Below are 19,347 nucleotides of genomic sequence, written 5' to 3' on the forward strand. Positions count from 1 at the left end.
ACTGAGTGCAGATGGAGGAATGTATGACAGCGATTTTAGAAGAACTTAAAAACAGAATCCTATTTTTTGACGGCGGAATGGGCAGTCTTTTACAGGCCAACGGCTTAAAACCGGGTGAACTGCCGGAAACATGGAATGTAACGCATTCCGGCTTAATCGTGAAGCTTCACAGAGATTATCTGGAAGCCGGTGCGGATATCATTAAAACCAATACCTTTGGTGCAAATGGTTTAAAATATAATCAGGATAAGGAATTTGATTTAGAGCAGATTGTAACTGCTGCCATGAAGAATGCAAAGGAGGCGGTGAATACTGCCGCTTATCCTGAGGGAAGAAAAAAAGGAGCGGTTGCCCTTGATATCGGTCCTACCGGCAAGCTTTTAAAGCCTCTGGGAGATCTTGATTTTGAAGATGCCTATGAGCTGTTTTCCCAGGTGGTAAGAATCGGAGAGCGTGAAGGCGCGGATCTCATTCTCATTGAAACCATGAGCGACAGCTATGAAGCAAAGGCAGCGGTTCTGGCAGCGAAAGAAAACAGCAGCCTTCCTGTTTTTGTAACGATGATCTTTGATGACAAAGGAAAGCTTTTAACCGGCGGAAATGTGGAGTCCACAGTGGCTCTTTTAGAAGGTCTTGGAGTGGATGCACTGGGAATTAACTGCGGTCTTGGTCCTGTTCAGATGAAGGGGATTTTAGAGGACATCATGAAGGTGGTATCCCTTCCGGTTATTGTAAATCCCAATGCCGGTCTTCCAAGGAGTGAAGGCGGCAAGACGGTTTATGACATCGATGCGGATGAATTTGCCACAGTGATGAAGGAAATAGCGGATGCTGGGGCCTGCATCATCGGCGGATGCTGCGGAACCACGCCGGAGCATATTCGGAAGATGGTTGCTTTGTGCAGGGATAATCCGGCCAGGCTTCCAAAGAAAAAGAACCGGACGGTCATTTCTTCCTATGCCCAGGCAGTTGTCATAGATAAGGATCCTGTAATAATTGGAGAACGTATTAATCCTACGGGTAAATCAAAGTTTAAACAGGCATTAAAGGATCATAACCTGGAGTATATCTTAAAAGAGGGCGTTCTACAGCAGGATAACGGTGCTCATGTGCTTGATGTAAACGTGGGACTTCCTGAGATTGATGAACCATCCATGATGGTAGAAGTGGTGAAAGAACTGCAAAGCATTATAGACCTGCCTTTGCAGATTGATACCTCCAATATGACTGCCATGGAACGTGCCATGAGAATCTATAACGGAAAGCCTCTTATCAATTCCGTCAATGGAAAGAAAGAGGTAATGGAAGCGATTTTCCCTCTTGTAAGGCGGTACGGAGGAGTAGTGGTAGCACTGGCTCTTGACGAAGACGGAATTCCGGAAACTCCGGAAGGAAGAATTGCTGTATCGAGAAAGATCTATGACACAGCAGCCGGGTATGGAATCGGGAAAGAGGATATCATCATTGATGCCTTATGTATGACAGTCAGTTCTGACAACAAAGGAGCTATTACTACTCTTGAGACTGTGAGACGGGTAAGGGATGAATTAGGAGGAAAGACCATACTTGGAGTATCCAATATTTCCTTCGGTCTGCCTCAGAGAGAGATTGTCAATGCCGCATTCTTTACCATGGCTTTGCAAAACGGGTTAAACGCCGCTATTATTAATCCCAATTCAGAGGCAATGATGCGCTCTTATTACAGTTACCGTGTTCTTGCTGATTTAGATCCCCAGTGCAGCAATTATATCAGCATCTACAGCGGAAATGTGGCTGTCCTTGGTGATGTAAAAAGACAGGCGGGAGATCAGAAAGCTTCAGGAGAAAGCGGAAAAGACCTCTCCTTGCGGGACAGTATAAAAAAAGGATTAAAAGACAGAGCTTATTCGGCTGTATCGGAACTGCTTGAAAACAGGGAGCCTCTTATAATTATTAATGAAGAAATGATTCCGGCACTGAATGAGGTTGGAAAAGGCTTTGAAAAGGGAACGGTGTTTCTTCCCCAGCTTTTAATGAGCGCTGAGGCGGCAAAAGCGGCTTTTGAGGTCATTAAGGAAAAACTTGCCCAAAGCGGTGCAGAGGAAAAGAAAAAGGGAACGGTGATTCTTGCCACCGTGAAGGGAGATATCCACGATATCGGAAAAAATATTGTAAAGGTCCTTCTGGAAAATTACAGCTATGAGGTGCTGGATCTTGGAAAGGATGTTCCCCCTGAAACCATTGTAAAGACAGCAATAGAACGGAATGTGAAGCTGGTGGGATTAAGCGCCCTCATGACCACCACGGTTCCAAGCATGGAAGAGACAATCAGGCAGTTAAGAAAAGAGGCGCCTTTTGTGAAGGTTATGGTTGGGGGTGCTGTTCTTACAAAAGAGTATGCCATGACAATCGGTGCAGACCAGTATTGCAGGGATGCCATGGCATCCGTGAATTATGCAGAGGATATATTTGAAGTAAAATAAGGTGCCTCATTGACAAATATCGAATGAATGGTACAATAAAACTTGACAATATATCTGGAGGTACAAAATGGGAAAGATTATTTTAACGGGGGACAGACCCACCGGAAAGCTTCATATCGGACATTACGTGGGTTCTCTGAGGCGCAGGGTGGAATTGCAGAATTCCGGCGAATTTGACGAAATTTTTATTATGATTGCGGATGCCCAGGCATTGACGGATAATGCGGACAATCCGGAAAAGGTTCGTCAGAACATCATTGAGGTAGCGCTGGATTATCTTGCATGCGGACTGGACCCCAGTAAGAGCACGTTGTTCATCCAGTCTCAGATACCCCAGCTTACAGAGCTTAGCTTCTATTATATGAACCTGGTAACCGTTTCAAGACTTCAGCGCAATCCTACCGTGAAATCGGAGATTGCCATGAGGAATTTTGAGACCAGCATTCCTGTGGGCTTTTTTACGTATCCCATCAGCCAGGCAGCCGATATTACAGCATTTAAGGCAACCACAGTTCCTGTAGGTGAAGATCAGGAACCTATGATTGAACAGACAAGGGAGATCGTGCGGAAATTCAATTCCGTTTACGGAGATGTTTTGGTTGAGCCAGACATTCTTCTTCCGGACAATCAGGCGTGCCTGCGCCTTCCCGGAACAGATGGAAAGGCCAAGATGAGCAAATCCCTTGGAAACTGTATCTACTTATCCGATTCGGAAGATGAGGTTAAGAAAAAGGTGATGAGCATGTACACAGATCCCAACCACCTTATGGTTTCCGACCCCGGAAAGGTGGAGGGCAATACGGTATTTACCTATCTGGACGCATTCTGCAGGGAAGAAGATTTTAAAGAATATTTACCGGATTACAAGAATCTTGATGAGCTGAAGGAACACTATCAGAGAGGCGGACTTGGAGACGTTAAGGTAAAGAGATTCTTAAACAGCGTGCTGCAGGCGGAGTTAGAACCCATCAGAAAAAAAAGAAAAGAATACGAAGCAGATATTCCTTACGTATACCAGATCTTAAAAGAGGGAAGCCGGAAAGCAGAAGCAGTGGCTGCAGATACCTTAAAAGAGGTAAAGGAAGCCATGAAGATCAACTATTTTGACGATATGGAACTGATCGGGGAACAGGCAAAGCGGTTTAAAAGCCAGGAATAGAGGATGCCATGAAGATCGTATCGTTTGGTGAGATACTGGAATGCAATCAGCTTTTAAAAGACAGCGGATTGGAATTTAAGATCCATTTAAGAGATGCCTGCGGGAAACAATCCTGTTTTGTGGAATCTCTTAGTGACAGCAATGGAACAAAGGAGTATCAGGCGCTTTATGAGATACTGGAAGCGTACTTTAAGAAACTGCGTTTTCAGTTGGAGTATAATGAAGATAAGACAAACTTCTGGATGATTTAGCTCCGGAAACTGGAATGCCGGAGTGGCTGCAAAGGAGAAAATTCTTTGCGCTTCTCCGGTTTTTTTGGCTTAAAATAAAATAATAATTATTATCAATATTATTTATTGAATTTTCTGGTAAACTATGCTATAATTATACCATGAATTAGCAATAACTAACTCATAAATTTAATCGAAACAAGCCATATTAATTGAGTATAGCCATCAGGAAAGGAGATATATCGTATGTCATTCATTGGAAAAGAGATCAGTGATTTTAAAGTACAGAGTTTTATAAATGGAGAATTTAAGGAAGTGGTTAAAAAGGATGTTCTGGGAAAGTGGTCCGTATTCTTTTTCTATCCGGCGGATTTTACGTTTGTCTGCCCCACGGAACTGGAAGATCTTGCAGATAAATATGAGGATTTTAAAAAGGCAGGCTGTGAAATTTACAGCGTATCCTGTGATACCCATTTTGTTCACAAAGCATGGCATGATGCTTCAAAGACAATTAAAAAAATTAAGTACCCCATGCTTGCAGATCCTACGGGTGCGCTGGCAAGAAGCTTTGATGTTCTGATTGAGGAATCGGGCATGGCGGAACGGGCAACCTTTGTTGTGAATCCGGAAGGCGTGATCGTGGCTTATGAGGTTATCGCCGGCAATGTGGGACGAAATGCAGAGGAGCTGTTCCGGAGAGTGGAAGCTTCCCAGTTCGTTGCCAAACACGGAGATGAGGTTTGCCCTGCGAAATGGAAACCAGGAGAAAAGACATTAAAACCCAGTCTGGATTTAGTAGGGCTTTTGTAAAGGCGGGATCTTATGGCTGAACTTTATGACGTAATTATTGTAGGCGCAGGTCCTGCAGGTCTCTCCGCAGCCATTTACGCAGCCAGAGCCAGATTTAAGGTCCTGGTTCTTGAAAAAGAAAAAATCGGCGGACAGATAACCATTACATCGGAAATTGTGAATTATCCTGGAATAGAGAAGACAGATGGTACAGAGCTGACAGAAACGATGCGCATCCAGGCCCAAAGCTTTGGCGCAGAATTTCAAATGGCAAAAGTAACAGACTTTGATTTCTCCGGAGATATCCGCATTGTTAAAACGGATAAAGGTGATTATCGGACGCTTGGAATTGTTCTTGCACTTGGAGCAAACCCCAGAACTCTGGGGTTTGCAGGAGAGAAAGAGTACAAAGGCAGAGGAGTGGCTTACTGTGCAACCTGTGACGGTGAATTTTTTACCGGGATGGATGTATTTGTAATTGGAGGCGGATTTGCAGCGGCAGAGGAAGCTGTATTTCTCACGAAATATGCAAAAAAGGTCACCATTATTGTAAGAGAAGAGGATTTTACCTGTGCCGCCTCCGTAGCCGATAAGGCTAAGAATCATGAGAAAATTGAAGTGCATTATCAGACAGAGATTGTGGAAGCTGCCGGAGACAGACTGTTAAGAACGGCCCGGTTCAGAGATGGTAAGACCGGAAGAGAGTGGAGCTATGAAGCGCCGGAGGGTGAATCCTTTGGTATTTTCGTATTTGCAGGCTATGTGCCGGATACCGGACTGGTAAAAGGAAAGCTGGAGCTTGACAGCCATGGATATCTTATTACAGACCAAAATCAGATGACCGGTATCCCGGGAGTGTATGGAGCCGGTGATGTGTGTATCAAAAATTTAAGGCAGGTAGTTACAGCTGTCTCCGATGGAGCGGTTGCAGCAACCTCTTTAGAGAAATATGTTGCTGAAATATATGAAAAGTTAAACTTGTCACCTAGGGAGCCGGCACCGGAAGCAGAGGACAGAAATGTGAATACAAAGCAGCCGGAGGAATCAGGAGATGAGAATTTTATCAATTCTGAAATGAGGCAGCAGTTAGAAGCTCTGTTTCAGAAGTTTCAGACAAAAGTTATTGTAAAGGCACTTTTAGACCAAAGCCGGCTTTCAAATGAAATGGAATCCTTTTTAAAGGAACTTTCAGGGATCTCTGATAAAGTGGAGACCATCACAGAACAGGTATCGGATAAGACAGAACCTGATGAGGCGCTTCCGGCCCTGTGCGTTTTAAATGAAGACGGCACGGAAACAGGAATCCGCTTTTACGGAATTCCGGGAGGCCACGAGTTTAATTCCTTTGTTATAGGATTATATAATGCAGCGGGACCGGGACAGTCCCTTTCTTCAGAAGAAACTGACAGGATACAAAGGCTGGAAAAACAGCTTGATATTAAAATTGCAGTCTCATTATCCTGTACCATGTGCCCGACCACGGTTATGTCTGCGGGAAGAATTGCGACTGACAGCAGGAAAGTGAAGGCCTGGACTTATGATCTGGCTTATTATCCGGAATTAAAGAAACGATATCAGATTATGAGTGTTCCCTGTATGATTATAAATGATGAGATTGTAGAATTTGGGAAGAAGTCCGTAGAGGAACTTCTGACCGTTCTGGAAAGCATATAAAAGAAAAGGAGAAATCATGATGAATTATCTGGAAATTGAAAAGGTCATTGGAAGAGAAATTATTGACTCAAGAGGAAACCCAACCGTTGAAGCGGAGGTTCATTTAGCAGATGGAACCATTGCCACAGGAGCAGCGCCAAGCGGAGCTTCTACCGGCGAGTTTGAAGCGCTGGAGCTAAGAGACGGGGATAAGACCCGTTACGGCGGAAAAGGTGTTTTAAATGCAGTTCACAATATCAATACGGTCATTCATTATGCACTGGTGGGCATGGATGCATCCGATATCTATGGAATAGACAAGGCCATGATCACAGCTGACGGGACACCGGATAAATCCAGACTGGGAGCCAATGCCATTCTTGCAGTATCCATTGCCTGTGCAAGAGCAGCAGCAGTCAGCATGGGAGTTCCCCTTTACCGGTTCCTGGGAGGAATCACAGGCAACCGCCTTCCTGTTCCCATGATGAACATTTTAAACGGAGGAGCTCATGCGGCCAATACCGTAGATGTTCAGGAATTTATGATTATGCCTGCAGGTGCTCCAAGCTTTAAGGAAGGTCTTCGCTGGTGTACAGAAGTGTTCCATTGTCTGGCATCAATTTTAAAGGCAAAAAATCTTGCCACCTCAGTGGGTGACGAGGGAGGCTTTGCTCCTGACTTAGAGAGTGATGATGCAGCCATTGAACTTATTCTGGAGGCCGTGAGAAAAGCAGGATATGAGCCGGGACGTGATTTTGTACTTGCCATGGATGCTGCTTCCAGCGAGTGGAAAGGGGAAGGCAGGGGACAATACGTTCTTCCCAAATCCGGTAAGCATTATACTTCTGAGGAACTGATTGATCACTGGAAACAGCTTTGCGATAAGTATCCCATTTATTCCATTGAGGATGCACTGGATGAAGAGGACTGGGATGGCTGGAAACTCCTGACAAAGGAGCTTGGAAACAAGATCCAGCTGGTAGGAGATGATTTATTTGTAACCAATACAGAGCGTCTGCAAAAGGGCATTACAGAAGGATGCGGCAACTCCATCCTCATTAAACTCAATCAGATCGGATCTGTATCAGAGACTCTGGAAGCCATTAAGATGGCTCACCGTGCAGGTTATACTGCCATTGCTTCCCATCGTTCCGGTGAGACAGAGGATACTACCATTTCAGATCTGGCTGTGGCGTTAAATACCTGTCAGATTAAGACCGGAGCCCCAAGCAGAAGCGAGCGTGTTGCAAAATACAACCAGCTGCTCCGGATTGAGGAGGAACTGGGTGAGAGTGCTGTTTACCCCGGAATGGATGCATTTCATATCCGCCGTTCATAAATAAGAGTAAGTGAGACCTGCAGGTAAAAAAGCCTGCAGGTCTTTTTTCTTGATGTATCAGGAAATAAATGATATGCTTATGAAAACGGTGGAATATTAAAGACACTTTTTCAATAGAATGAACAGTGATACCCGTTATAAAAAGGGGAGTAAGTGGGAATGTATGGGAAAGTGGGCGAATGATAGATGGCGGAAATAAAAAGAATCAGGTGCGGGAGTGAAAACTGCTATCTGATAGAAAAAAACGGAAGAGCCATTCTGATCGATACCGGAAGAAAAGGCTTTGAAGAAAAGATTTTTAACCAGTGCAAAAAACACAGGGTAGAACTCATAATTCTGACTCATGGTCATATAGAACAGGTTCAGAATGCGGCTCATTTATCAAAAGAGCTGAAAGCCCCGCTGGCAATTCACAGAGATGATATGGGGATTATTAAGGATAATTTTAAGGAGCCTGTTTCTTATCAGGGGCTTTTAGGGATGGTAGTCGCCGATGTTGCAGCAAAAAACTTTGAAGAATCGGTAATTTCTGATTTTACACCTGATATTTTTTTAAAAGAGGGAGACCGGCTGGATGAATATGGCATTGACGGGACAATCCTTGAACTTCCCGGCCATACAAGAGGCTCCATCGGGCTGGAACTGGAGAAGCGGGCTGTATTTGTGGGAGATGCCCTGATGAACTTATTTTATCCGGGACTTCCCATGATTTACTGTGACCAGGAAGCCATGATAAGAAGTGCGGAGAAAATCAGTGCTCTTGGTGCAAGAAAAATTTACTTCTGCCACGGAAATCCGGCAGAAAACAGAACCTGGAGCCGGACAGAAAATTAAACAGAGGATGTTTTAAGATGATAAAAATTTACGTGGAAGAATTTGATCTGGCAGAGGGAGAGAATAAGCACGAAAGGGAGCACCAGGAGGGAGAGCTTCTTTTACGAAAGGGTCTGAAGGAAGACTATGGGATTGAGTATGGTGACGGCATTCCTGTTCCTGTTTTAAAAGGCAGGCACGGAAAGCCCCAATTAAAGGATTATCCTCATATTTACCATAACATCAGCCATACGGAAGGACTGGCTGCGTGTGCTCTGGGAGATGTGCCTGTGGGCATTGATGTGGAATTAATCCGCCCATTTTCAGAGAAGATCATACGGAAAGTGATGTCAGATCAGGAAAAAGAGCAGTATGGAAAGCTTAAGGGAGAGGAACGGACTGCTTTCTTTTTTAAGATCTGGACGTTAAAGGAGAGCTATGTGAAAGCAGCAGGGTGGGGGATCACCATTCCCCTTACGGATTTTTCCTTTCACCTGGAGCCGGTGGGTGTCACATGCTCTGTTCCCGGAGTTCAGGTGGTACAGTATTGTGTGAAGAAAAGATATATATTGTCCATATGTTCATTTGAGCAGACGGAGATCACAATATCCGTTTGAAGTAAGACTTCACGGGAAAACTCATATGATCGGTGTTGGAATTCCTGTATTTAGAGTTAATATGAAAGAAGAGATTGACAGCAGCAGATTGCCGCGGTGGTATTAAAAACAGCAGTATTTCATTAAACACCAGGGTTGCTCCTTGAACAAAAACGTGCTATGATTCCATGTGGAGAACCGGAAGAACCAGAGAGGAACTTTATGGAATCAGATGAATAAGCGAAAGAAAAATATACTTCTGGTTTGTATTTATATGATTATGCTGCTGCTGTGCTTTTTTATTGTCCTGCTGATACAGAAACTGAATTCTCCCCATGTAGAAAAAGGCGGCGGGAGCAAGGCGCCTATAGAAAGCACAGCAGTACCTTATACAGAAGAAGAACCGGAAACAGAGGATAACGCAGTAGCCGGAGAGAGTACCGGTAAGGAAGAAGATGCACAAGTGGAGGGACACCGTGCATCGGCGGTTCAGCCCGAAATGACGTGGGAAGAACCGGAAGAGAAGGTTAAACCATATGTGCCTCCTGTCATTGTGATTGCATCGGATGTCCATTATTTTTCACCGGAGCTGACGGATTACGGCGAAGCTTTTGGTGAACTGGAAAAACGGGATGACGGAAAAGTGGTCCGCTATATTCCCCAGATTATGGATGCATTTACGGACCAGATGGAGAAAAAGAAGCCAACAGCAGTGATTTTAAGCGGAGATTTAACTTTAAACGGAGAAAAAAAGGGACATGAGGCTCTGGCAGAAAAATTAACGGCTTTAGAAGAAAAGGGAGTTAAGGTCCTTGTTATACCTGGAAATCATGATATAAACAATCATGCGGCAGCGTCCTATTTCGGCAAAGAAAAGGAACCGGTTCAGGAAGCCAGTGCAAAGGATTTCTATGATATATACCGCAGATTTGGATATGACCAGGCCAGGAGTCTGGATCAGAATTCTCTCAGCTACGTCTATGAACTGGACGAAAAGAACTGGCTTCTTATGGTGGATTCCGCCCAGTATGAGCCTTATAATAAGGTGGGGGGAAGAATTAAGGAAGAGACGCTTGGCTGGATGAAGACCCAGCTGGAAGAGGCAAAAAAACTGGGGGTAACGGTGGTGGTAATTGCCCACCATAACCTTTTAAAAGAAAGCATCTTATATCCGCAGGACTGTACGCTGGAAAACAGCGGGGAAGTGGTAAGTCTGCTGGAAAGCTTCCGAGTCCCGCTCTACATAAGCGGTCATCTTCATTTACAGAAGACCAAAACTTACAGGCGGGAGCCTGGCGAAAAGGGGGCGGATTACCACATCAGTGAAGTCGTGGCCAATTCCTTTGCAATCAGCCCTAACCAGTACGGTGTTCTGAACTGGACCGGTGATAACCGGCTGGTTTATACAACGGAACAGACAGATGTGGAGGATTGGGGAAAGAAAACCGGCACGATGGATGAAAATCTGCTTCATTTCAACGGGTATGCAGAAAAAAGCTTAAAAGACGTGGTGTATGAGCAGGTGAGCAGCCAGATTAAGAATCTTCCGAACGAGCAGATTGAGCAGATGGCAATGCTGTATGGAGATTTAAACAGGGATTACTGCGCGGGTAAGCCCATAGATGCAAAAGAGATTAAATCCACCGCTGCATACCGGCTGTGGCAGAGGAATCTTCCGGACAGCCGCCTGTTTGCCCAAATCGATGAAATTTTAAGAGATACGTCATCGGATCATAATACCTGGGAGGGCACAACACAAGAAACGAAAGAGGATGACAGCAATGAAAATGACTGTGAATAAAAGCCTTGGAAGGGGAAGCGTATTTACTATATCGGGCGGGGTTTTATGGGGAATTTCAGGAACCTGCGGGCAGTATCTTTTACAGGTAAAAGGGCTGGCTTCCGACTGGCTGGTTCCGGTACGCTTGCTGTGTGCGGGATTATTGCTGCTGTTTTTCTGTTTTCTGAAACAGGGGAAGCAGATTTTTGCACCTTATAAAGACGGCAAAGATACAAGAGATTTATTAATCTTCGGCATGGTGGGGATGTCGATGTGCCAGTATACCTATTTTACAGCGATTGGTTATTCCAATGCAGGCACAGCGACTGTGCATCAGTACATAGGTCCTGTTCTCATTATGCTATATGTTTCTGCGCGTGCGGGGAAAATACCGGAGAAACACGAACTTCTCGCTGCAGCACTTGCCATGGCAGGAACTTTTCTGCTGGCGACTCACGGAAAACCGGGAAGCCTTGCCATCTCAGATCAGGCTCTTTTCTGGGGGCTCTGCTCTGCGGCGGCTCTGGCGGTTTACACCACCCAGCCGGGCAGGCTTTTAAAAAAGTACGGATCTATGGTAATTGCAGCATGGGGAATGCTTATTGGGGGAATTCTGCTGAGCCTGATATTCCGCCCATGGGAGAAGACGGTACCGCTTGATCCGGCAGCAGCTGCCTTCATGGGGATTATTATTCTGTTTGGCACGGTGATCGCATTTGCCTGTTATCTGGAAGGCGTAAACTGTGTGGGCCCTAAGAAGGGAAGTCTGCTGGCGTCGGTAGAGCCTGTGTCAGCTACTGTGTTCTCTGTTCTTTTTATGGGAGTTAATTTTGGATTTATGGATCTGTTTGGATTTGTGTGCATTATATCTACTGTCTTTCTTCTGACATCCGGGAAAGAATAGTCCATACTTTACATTTTATTTCATATCCTTTATAATGATGAAATAATATTACATGAATTAGAGGTAAACGATATATGCAGGAAAGTATAAGTGTGTCCGGTGTTCTCTGCTCATCCTATGATTCTTTTTTTGAGGCAGAGAAAAAGATTGCGGATTTTATTCTCTCAAATAAAAGTGATATCATTGACATGACGGTGGCAGAACTGGCTCTGGCAAGCGGAACAAGCGATGCGACGGTCTCCAGATTCTGCAGAAGATGCGGATTTAATGGTTTTCACCATCTAAAGATTAATCTGGCAAAAGAGGTGGCTGAGGAACGGGGAAATTCCATTGAGATTTCCAATGACATCAGCCGTGAAAATATAGCCCAGTCTCTTCAGAATATCCTGGCTAACAAGGTCACTGAGCTGACTCAGACCATTTCCATGATGGACCCGGAAGAACTTGAGAAGATCTTATCCATTGTGGAAAAAGCCAGATCGGTTCAGCTGGTGGCTGTGGGCAATACCATTCCGGTGGCTCTCGACGGCGCCTTTAAGTTCAATCAACTGGGGATAGCGGCTGTTTCAGGGACCATCTGGGAAACCCAGATGGCATATACCTGCAATATGGGACCGGAGGATGCGGTCATTATCATTTCAAACTCCGGCTTTTCCAAACGCCTCATGACTCTTGTGGCAGTGGCGAAGGAAAACCGTGTACCAACCATTGCAATTACGAATAACCCTTCATCCCCTCTGGGACAGGCCTGCGACCGTCACATCACGACGGCTACCAGGGAAAAGCTTCTTTTGGGTGAATTTTGTTTTTCCAGGGTTTCGGCAACGACAGTGGTGGAAATTTTATATCTCTTTTTGTCAGTCAGTAAAAAGAATTCCCATGATCATATCAGACGCCATGAAATTGCAATCTCAGATGATAAAAAATAATAGACAATCTGAAAAAATCAGAAAGGAGAACCGAAAGGTTCTTTTTTTTGATGGAAAGAATGAATTGCAGCTGTTTCTTTTGGGAACACTGGTATATGGGTAAATAGCACAAAAAACAAAAGAAAAAATTGGCTTGATTTATTACTAATTGTGCAAAGCGCCGAAATGATATAAGAAATAATATTTCTCAAACAAACTTATTGACGAAATAAAGCAATCGTATTATAGTATAGACGAGGGGATGAAATAAAATTTTATATACAGAAGGAGCAGTGATATATGATTTACACGGTAACATTTAATCCAGCTCTCGATTATGTCGTAAAAGTAGATCACTTCACTCTGGGATCCGTCAACAGAACGGAGCAGGAAGACATTTACTGCGGTGGCAAGGGACTGAATGTTTCAACGGTTCTGGCCACACTCGGATACGGGAATACTGCACTGGGATTTGTTGCAGGATTTACCGGAGACGAGATCGAACGCAGAGTGAAAAACCTGGGATTTCGAAGTGATTTTATCCATGTTAAAAATGGGATGTCAAGAATTAATGTAAAGCTCAAATCCGGTGAGGAAACAGAGATTAACGGAATCGGGCCTGAGATTACGAAAAAAGATGTGGAGCAGCTTTATGAAAAGCTTGACTGTCTTTCGGACGGAGACATGTTAATCCTGTCAGGAAGTATTCCTGCATCAATCAATGATGATATTTATGAGAGAATCATGGAGTATTTAGATAAAAAAGGAATTCGCATTGTGGTGGATGCGACCCGTGATTTACTTTCAAATGTGCTTTTTTACCACCCATTTCTGATAAAGCCCAACAATCACGAACTAGGGGAGATGTTCGGTGTGAGACTTGAAAGTGTAGATGAAATTATTCATTACGGAAAGCTCCTTCAGGAGAAAGGTGCGGAAAATGTACTGATTTCCATGGCAGGAGACGGTGCCGTGCTGATTACCCAGACAGGAGAAGTATTTCAGATGGGAGTTCCCTCCGGAACCGTGAAAAATTCTGTTGGAGCCGGAGATTCCATGGTTGCAGGCTTTGTAGCAGGCTATCTGGAAAACGGCAGTTATGAACACGCTCTGCGTCTTGGAAGCGCTGCCGGAAGTGCCACTGCATTTTCGGAAGGTCTTGCAGGGAAGGAAGATATCATGAAGCTTTATGATGAATTATTAAAGGAGGGGTATTGATGAAGATTACAGACTTACTGAAAAAGGAAAGTGTGGAGCTTGGGGTAAATGTTTCCAGTAAGGAAGCGGCCATCGACCGGCTGGTTGATTTGATGAACGCAGCCGGCAGACTGGGGAACAAAGCTGCCTATAAAGAAGGCATTCTGGCAAGAGAGGCCCTTGGCAGTACGGCAGTGGGAGATGGAATTGCCATTCCTCATGCAAAGGTAGCTGCGGTAAAAGAACCGGGACTTGCAGCGATTGTGGTACCGGATGGAGTGGACTATGACGCCTACGACGGTTCCCTGTCCAGAATCATTTTTATGATTGCAGCACCGGATGGAGAGGCGGATGTTCATCTGGAGGCATTGTCCAAATTATCCACTCTGTTAATGGATCCTGATTTTAAGGAATCTTTGATCCATGCCGGTTCCAAGGAAGAATTTTTACGCCTTATTGACGAAAAGGAAGCCGGAAAAGCCGCAAAACCAAAGGAAACAAAGAGCGGTTACCGTGTTCTGGCAGTAACAGCCTGTCCCACAGGAATTGCACATACCTTTATGGCAGCTGAGAACCTGGAACAGAAGGGGAAGAAACTTGGAATTCCTCTTAAAGCAGAAACAAACGGCGCGGAAGGTGTCGGCAATGCTCTGACAAAAGAGGAAATTGCAGCAGCGGACGGGATCATCATCGCAGCCGATAAGAACGTGGATATGTCCCGTTTTGACGGAAAACGGGTTGTTGTGGCAACCGTTTCGGAAGGAATTCAAAAAGGAGAAGAACTGATTAAGCGTGCGGTGAGCAGTGAAACACCGGTATACCGTTACAATGGTCCTGCTTCTTCCGGAGAGGATTCCAGGCAGGAAGGATTTGGACGTTCCATTTACAAACATTTGATGAACGGCGTTTCCCATATGCTTCCTTTTGTAATCGGCGGCGGTATTTTAATTGCACTGGCATTCCTGTTTGATGATTATTCCATTGATCCTTCCAACTTTGGTAAAAATACGCCGCTTGCGGCTTATTTAAAGACCATCGGAGAACAGGCATTTGGCATGATGCTCCCGGTTCTGGCAGGTTATATTGCCATGAGTATTGCTGACCGTCCTGGTCTGGCAGTAGGTTTTGTCGGCGGCCTGATCGCGAAAATGGGCGCTACATTTGCAAATCCTGCAGGCGGAAGTGTAAACTCCGGATTTTTAGGTGCACTGCTTGCTGGTTTTATCGGCGGTTATATTGTTCTGTTTTTAAAGAATGCGTTTAAAAAGCTTCCAAAGTCCTTAGAGGGAATCAAACCGGTTCTTCTTTATCCGCTGATTGGTATCCTCCTTGTTTCCGTAGTAACCACCTTTATCAATCCTTTTGTAGGCGCTATTAATGACGGTCTGACAAGTCTGTTAAACGGTATGGGCGGAACAAGCAAAATCATACTTGGAGCAGTTGTTGGAGGCATGATGTCCGTCGATATGGGCGGCCCGGTTAACAAGGCAGCTTATGTATTTGGTACGGCACAGCTGGCAGAAGGAAACTTTGATATCATGGCAGCAGTTATGGCTGGCGGTATGGTTCCTCCCATCGCAATCGCACTCTGTACCACATTCTTTAAGAAGAAATTTACAGACAAAGAGCGTCAGTCCGGTCTGGTAAACTATATTATGGGACTGTCCTTTATCTCTGAAGGCGCAATCCCATTTGCAGCAGCGGATCCACTTCGTGTGATCCCGTCCTGTATGATCGGTTCTGCAGTAGCAGGCGGTCTTTCCATGGCGCTTGGCTGTACCTTAAGAGCACCTCACGGCGGAATCTTTGTTCTTCCTACAATCGGCAATCCGTTTGGTTATTTAATCGCAATTATTGTTGGTTCTTTTGCAGGCTGCCTTGTACTTGCAGCTTTAAAGAAAAACCTGCAGTCTGAATGATCAGAGTAAGAAAACACCCCTGTCAGTATGACAGGGGTGTTTGGTTTTCTGCCAGAACGTTGTCCAAATTTCTGTTGACTTCAACAGAAGGAAGACTTTCCGGAGCTGCTTTGCGGATCTTGTACCAGTTTACGGCTGTAAATACGGCAATCATCAGGATGGCAAATGCTAAAATCAATCCGATAGCCCAGTACCTGTAATGTCTATTCATAAAATGCTCCTTTTTATCTGTATGGGATAGTGAAAGTATGGACGGATACAGTACGGATATACGAAAAAATGCCAAAAAGTGTTGATTATTAACCGGACAGGAAGTACAATTTTTCTTAGAATGAAAAAAAGAGACGAATGAAGCACTGCAGTGAGGAGGCAGAACATGTATAAAAGCTGTATATTTGATTTAGACGGAACCATTATTGATACAATAAAGTCCATGACTCACAGCATCAGCCTGACTATGGGGAACTTTGGATATGCTCCGGTTGATGAGGCACATACCAAACAGTTTGTAGGTGATGGATACCGGAGGCTTGTGGAACGGGCACTTCTGTATTCGGGAGATAAAGAGCTGGCTCATTATGAAGAAGCGCTTTCCATCTATGAAAAGACCTTCCGGGAAAACTGCCTTTATAAGGTGAAGGCTTATGACGGTATGCCTGAATTATTAACCTATTTAAAGGAAAAGGGAATTAAAATCGGCGTGCTGACCAATAAGGGGCATGAGCGGGCAGTAGAATGTGTGGAGGCTGTTTACGGAAAAGACTATTTTGACCAGATCATCGGGGAAGGAAATGGAATAAAAGTAAAGCCGGACCCGGCGGGAGCTCTTTTAATGGCAGACCGTTTTTTACTGCCGCCTTCCGCCTGTCTGTATTTTGGTGATACGAACACGGATATGAAAACAGGCAGGAATGCAGGCATGGATACGGTTGGCGTAACATGGGGATTTCGGGACAGACAGGAACTGGAAGCATTTCAACCCAAATTTATCATTTCCCATCCCAGTGAGATTCGACATGTTTTTGAATAAAAATCTGAAATAATGGAAAATTAAGGAGAGATATGTAAATGGATCTCTTCTTTTTTTATGAAGAGGATGGAGGAAACATGGCAAATTCGAATTATTTAAAGTGGGGACTGATTATCATAGCATCGGTCTGGGCTTCCTTAATCGGATCAATGATGGGATATGCATGGAACATCGCCCATATGACTCAAAAACTGCCGGAAGTGGAAATGCCTGAAATTCAAAATACCAATATCAGCATTGAGACACAGGAAAAGATGGAGGGATATTGGACGGTTGCTGTATTTGGGGTGGATTCCAGAGATGGAACTTTAGGAAAGGGAACCAGATCCGATATGCAGATGTTGTTTAATATAAACCTGGGAACCGGGGAAATAAGGGCGGTTTCCATTTACCGGGATACTTATTTAAAAGTGAATGATAAGGGGCGCTATGATAAGATTAATGAAGCTTACTTTAACGGTGGCCCTGCCCAGGCAGTAAAAGCGCTCACGGATAATCTGGATATTACTATTGATGATTATGCTTCCTTCACCTGGAAAGCAGTCGCAGATGCCATCAATATTCTCGGGGGAATCGATGTGGATATCAGCCACGATGAATTCCGGGTAATTAACGGATTTATCACAGAGACAGTGGAATCCACAGGTGTGGGCTCCCATCATTTAAAAAAGGAGGGACCGAACCATTTAGACGGGGTCCAGGCGGTTGCTTATGCCAGGCTCAGAAAAATGGATACGGATTTTAAACGTACGGAAAGGCAGAGGGAGGTTGCCAATCTGGCACTGAAAAAAGCCAGAGAGGCAGATTTACCGACCTTAAACCGTCTGGCAAATGCCATACTCCCCCAGATATCCACCAGTGTGGGAATGAAGGATATGCTGCCCATCATGAAAAATATAAAGAGATTTCATTTGACAGAGACGGAAGGTTTTCCCTCAAAGCTTGCAGATGCAAAAATTAACAGGAGGGACTGTGTAATTCCTGTTAATCTGGAAGATAATGTAAAACGCCTTCATCAGTTTTTATTTGATGAAGACCTGTATGAGCCTTCGGAAACTGTAAAAAAGACCAGCCGGCAGATTCAGGTAAATGTTAAGAATAAAAGATAATTTTACCTGCAGGATGTTAAAAACTTACCTTTTCCTTTCGAAAGAAATGTGCTATACTATGCTGATGAATCAGCCGTAAGAAAGGAAAGGCAGCAGCACTATCATGGATAAAAAACGAAAAAAACGTTTTAAGTGGAACGTGAGCCAGACTCAGTATCTGGCTTATGGTTTCTTAGGAATTATTTTAACCGGGGCACTTCTTCTCATGCTTCCTTTTTCCAGCAAGGATGGGCAGTCAGAGAATTTTATCAATTGCCTTTTTACTGCCACAAGCGCTACCTGTGTTACGGGTCTGGTGGTCCGGGACACCTGGACCCAGTGGTCATTGTTCGGCCAGATTATAATCATGACAATGATACAGATCGGCGGACTTGGTTTTGTTACAGTGGGAGTATTTATCTCCATCGTGCTGAGACGTAAGATTGGTCTTAAGGAACGGGGGCTTTTGCAGGAAAGTGTAAATACTCTTCAGATTGGCGGAGTGGTCAGGCTGGCAAAACGGATATTAAAAGGTACGTTCCTTTTTGAAAGCGCAGGGGCAATTTTATTATCAATCCGCTTTGTCCCCCAGTTTGGATTTTTAAGAGGCGTGTTTTATGGTATTTTTCATTCCGTTTCTGCATTCTGTAATGCAGGATTTGACTTAATGGGACATATAGAACCTTATAATTCTTTTGTTTCCTATTACGATGACTGGCTGGTTAATCTGGTTATCATGTCATTGATTGTTATCGGTGGTATTGGCTTTATTGTATGGGATGATATTTATAAGAATAAGCTGCATATAAAAAAATATCTCCTTCATACTAAGATTGTACTGGTCACAACTTTCATTCTTGTATTTGGAGGAGGTTTCCTTTTTTATCTGCTGGAAAGAAGCAATCTCCTGGTTGGAATGAACGCAAGCGGACAGATACTTACATCCCTGTTCAGTTCTGTAACGGCCAGGACGGCAGGTTTTAATACGACGGATACCCATGCTTTGACGGATGGCAGTAAGCTTCTCACCATCATTCTCATGTTTATCGGAGGAAGCCCTGGTTCTACTGCCGGAGGAATTAAAACCACCACATTGTTTGTGCTTTTGATGTGCGTTCATTCCAACATCAAGCAGACTTATGGAGTCAATGTATTTGGAAGACGTCTGCAGGATGAGGCCATTAAGCGGGCTGGAACTATTTTGACAATTAATCTGTTTCTGGCACTTTCCGCTTCGCTGGTAATTATGGCAAATCAGTCTCTTGGTTTTTCCGACATATTGTTTGAGACATTTTCCGCCATCGGTACAGTGGGTATGACAACCGGAATTACCAGAGATCTTAATACATTTTCCAGAGTGATCATCATATTATTGATGTACTGCGGAAGAATCGGAAGCCTGTCGTTTGCGCTTGCTTTTGTACAAAATCACAGAATTGCGCATGTGGAACAGCCCGCAGAAGCGATTAACGTAGGATAA

The 19,347-nt window shown here is 44.3% G+C and carries 17 protein-coding genes; 16 read left to right on the top strand and 1 reads right to left on the bottom strand.

Translation table 11 applies throughout. From position 1 onward, the window contains the following. Positions 1-23 precede the first annotated feature (23 nt). From DS742_RS15680 to DS742_RS15740, 13 genes are all read left to right on the top strand, one after another. Complete coding sequence (locus DS742_RS15680) at positions 24-2,462, top strand: homocysteine S-methyltransferase family protein (protein ID WP_117417920.1); 2,439 nt, start codon at positions 24-26, stop codon at positions 2,460-2,462. A gap of 67 nt (positions 2,463-2,529) precedes the next feature. Further along, a complete protein-coding gene (trpS, locus tag DS742_RS15685) occupies positions 2,530-3,621 on the top strand; it encodes a tryptophan--tRNA ligase (protein ID WP_117417921.1) in 1,092 nt (363 codons plus the stop codon). Between the two features lie 8 nt (positions 3,622-3,629). Further along, positions 3,630-3,872: an RDAC family protein gene (locus DS742_RS15690; protein ID WP_117417922.1), complete on the top strand. Its 243-nt coding sequence runs from the start codon at positions 3,630-3,632 to the stop codon at positions 3,870-3,872. Between the two features lie 225 nt (positions 3,873-4,097). Then, positions 4,098-4,661, top strand: a complete 564-nt coding sequence (gene ahpC / locus DS742_RS15695; RefSeq protein WP_117417923.1) for an alkyl hydroperoxide reductase subunit C — start codon at positions 4,098-4,100, stop codon at positions 4,659-4,661. A 12-nt stretch (positions 4,662-4,673) separates the two neighbouring features. Continuing rightward, entirely contained in the window at positions 4,674-6,314 is a 1,641-nt protein-coding gene (locus DS742_RS15700) for an FAD-dependent oxidoreductase (protein ID WP_117417924.1), read from the top strand. Positions 6,315-6,333: 19 nt separating this feature from the next. Continuing rightward, positions 6,334-7,632 carry a phosphopyruvate hydratase gene (gene eno / locus DS742_RS15705; protein ID WP_117417925.1) on the top strand — a complete coding sequence of 433 codons (1,299 nt, stop codon included), beginning with the start codon at positions 6,334-6,336 and terminating at the stop codon, positions 7,630-7,632. 186 nt (positions 7,633-7,818) lie between these two features. After that, complete coding sequence (locus DS742_RS15710; RefSeq protein WP_117417926.1) at positions 7,819-8,466, top strand: MBL fold metallo-hydrolase; 648 nt, start codon at positions 7,819-7,821, stop codon at positions 8,464-8,466. 17 nt (positions 8,467-8,483) lie between these two features. Then, complete coding sequence (locus DS742_RS15715) at positions 8,484-9,062, top strand: 4'-phosphopantetheinyl transferase family protein (RefSeq protein WP_117417927.1); 579 nt, start codon at positions 8,484-8,486, stop codon at positions 9,060-9,062. A 211-nt stretch (positions 9,063-9,273) separates the two neighbouring features. After that, positions 9,274-10,842, top strand: a complete 1,569-nt coding sequence (locus tag DS742_RS15720; protein ID WP_117417928.1) for a metallophosphoesterase — start codon at positions 9,274-9,276, stop codon at positions 10,840-10,842. Beyond that, positions 10,823-11,725 carry a DMT family transporter gene (locus DS742_RS15725; protein WP_170313482.1) on the top strand — a complete coding sequence of 301 codons (903 nt, stop codon included), beginning with the start codon at positions 10,823-10,825 and terminating at the stop codon, positions 11,723-11,725. Before DS742_RS15720 ends, DS742_RS15725 begins: the two co-directional genes overlap by 20 nt. Before the next feature lie 74 nt (positions 11,726-11,799). Beyond that, positions 11,800-12,654 (top strand): MurR/RpiR family transcriptional regulator, encoded by an 855-nt coding sequence (locus tag DS742_RS15730; RefSeq protein ID WP_117417930.1) that lies wholly within the window; start codon positions 11,800-11,802, stop codon positions 12,652-12,654. A gap of 279 nt (positions 12,655-12,933) precedes the next feature. Next, complete coding sequence (pfkB, locus tag DS742_RS15735; RefSeq protein ID WP_117417931.1) at positions 12,934-13,851, top strand: 1-phosphofructokinase; 918 nt, start codon at positions 12,934-12,936, stop codon at positions 13,849-13,851. Then, the gene (locus DS742_RS15740; protein ID WP_117417932.1) at positions 13,851-15,749 is read left to right on the top strand and encodes a PTS fructose transporter subunit IIABC; all 1,899 of its coding nucleotides are present in this window, start codon (positions 13,851-13,853) and stop codon (positions 15,747-15,749) included. Before pfkB ends, DS742_RS15740 begins: the two co-directional genes overlap by 1 nt. A 22-nt stretch (positions 15,750-15,771) precedes the next feature. On the opposite strand, the gene DS742_RS15745 is transcribed toward DS742_RS15740, so the two are convergent. Further along, the gene (locus DS742_RS15745; protein WP_117417933.1) at positions 15,772-15,960 is read right to left on the bottom strand and encodes a hypothetical protein; all 189 of its coding nucleotides are present in this window, start codon (positions 15,958-15,960) and stop codon (positions 15,772-15,774) included. 165 nt (positions 15,961-16,125) lie between these two features. Between DS742_RS15745 and DS742_RS15750 the strand changes: the two genes are divergently transcribed. The 3 genes from DS742_RS15750 to DS742_RS15760 all read left to right on the top strand — a co-directional run bounded on the left by DS742_RS15750 (position 16,126) and on the right by DS742_RS15760 (position 19,347). Further along, the gene (locus DS742_RS15750) at positions 16,126-16,779 is read left to right on the top strand and encodes an HAD family hydrolase (protein WP_117417934.1); all 654 of its coding nucleotides are present in this window, start codon (positions 16,126-16,128) and stop codon (positions 16,777-16,779) included. Positions 16,780-16,856: 77 nt separating this feature from the next. After that, positions 16,857-17,888 carry an LCP family protein gene (locus tag DS742_RS15755; RefSeq protein ID WP_242996503.1) on the top strand — a complete coding sequence of 344 codons (1,032 nt, stop codon included), beginning with the start codon at positions 16,857-16,859 and terminating at the stop codon, positions 17,886-17,888. Positions 17,889-17,991: 103 nt separating this feature from the next. Then, the gene (locus DS742_RS15760; protein ID WP_117417936.1) at positions 17,992-19,347 is read left to right on the top strand and encodes a TrkH family potassium uptake protein; all 1,356 of its coding nucleotides are present in this window, start codon (positions 17,992-17,994) and stop codon (positions 19,345-19,347) included.

Origin of the sequence: Lacrimispora amygdalina (assembly GCF_003432035.1) — a bacterium.
In the GTDB taxonomy this organism is placed as follows: domain Bacteria; phylum Bacillota; class Clostridia; order Lachnospirales; family Lachnospiraceae; genus Lacrimispora; species Lacrimispora amygdalina.

Bases quoted from the DNA above. Each gene is read 5' to 3' on its own strand.
- DS742_RS15680 (WP_117417920.1), top strand. From the start codon at position 24: ATGACAGCGATTTTAGAAGAACTTAAAAACAGAATCCTATTTTTTGAC.
- trpS (WP_117417921.1), top strand. From the start codon at position 2,530: ATGGGAAAGATTATTTTAACGGGGGACAGACCCACCGGAAAGCTTCAT.
- DS742_RS15690 (WP_117417922.1), top strand. From the start codon at position 3,630: ATGAAGATCGTATCGTTTGGTGAGATACTGGAATGCAATCAGCTTTTA.
- ahpC (WP_117417923.1), top strand. From the start codon at position 4,098: ATGTCATTCATTGGAAAAGAGATCAGTGATTTTAAAGTACAGAGTTTT.
- DS742_RS15700 (WP_117417924.1), top strand. From the start codon at position 4,674: ATGGCTGAACTTTATGACGTAATTATTGTAGGCGCAGGTCCTGCAGGT.
- eno (WP_117417925.1), top strand. From the start codon at position 6,334: ATGAATTATCTGGAAATTGAAAAGGTCATTGGAAGAGAAATTATTGAC.
- DS742_RS15710 (WP_117417926.1), top strand. From the start codon at position 7,819: ATGGCGGAAATAAAAAGAATCAGGTGCGGGAGTGAAAACTGCTATCTG.
- DS742_RS15715 (WP_117417927.1), top strand. From the start codon at position 8,484: ATGATAAAAATTTACGTGGAAGAATTTGATCTGGCAGAGGGAGAGAAT.
- DS742_RS15720 (WP_117417928.1), top strand. From the start codon at position 9,274: ATGAATAAGCGAAAGAAAAATATACTTCTGGTTTGTATTTATATGATT.
- DS742_RS15725 (WP_170313482.1), top strand. From the start codon at position 10,823: ATGAAAATGACTGTGAATAAAAGCCTTGGAAGGGGAAGCGTATTTACT.
- DS742_RS15730 (WP_117417930.1), top strand. From the start codon at position 11,800: ATGCAGGAAAGTATAAGTGTGTCCGGTGTTCTCTGCTCATCCTATGAT.
- pfkB (WP_117417931.1), top strand. From the start codon at position 12,934: ATGATTTACACGGTAACATTTAATCCAGCTCTCGATTATGTCGTAAAA.
- DS742_RS15740 (WP_117417932.1), top strand. From the start codon at position 13,851: ATGAAGATTACAGACTTACTGAAAAAGGAAAGTGTGGAGCTTGGGGTA.
- DS742_RS15745 (WP_117417933.1), bottom strand. From the start codon at position 15,960: ATGAATAGACATTACAGGTACTGGGCTATCGGATTGATTTTAGCATTT.
- DS742_RS15750 (WP_117417934.1), top strand. From the start codon at position 16,126: ATGTATAAAAGCTGTATATTTGATTTAGACGGAACCATTATTGATACA.
- DS742_RS15755 (WP_242996503.1), top strand. From the start codon at position 16,857: ATGGCAAATTCGAATTATTTAAAGTGGGGACTGATTATCATAGCATCG.
- DS742_RS15760 (WP_117417936.1), top strand. From the start codon at position 17,992: ATGGATAAAAAACGAAAAAAACGTTTTAAGTGGAACGTGAGCCAGACT.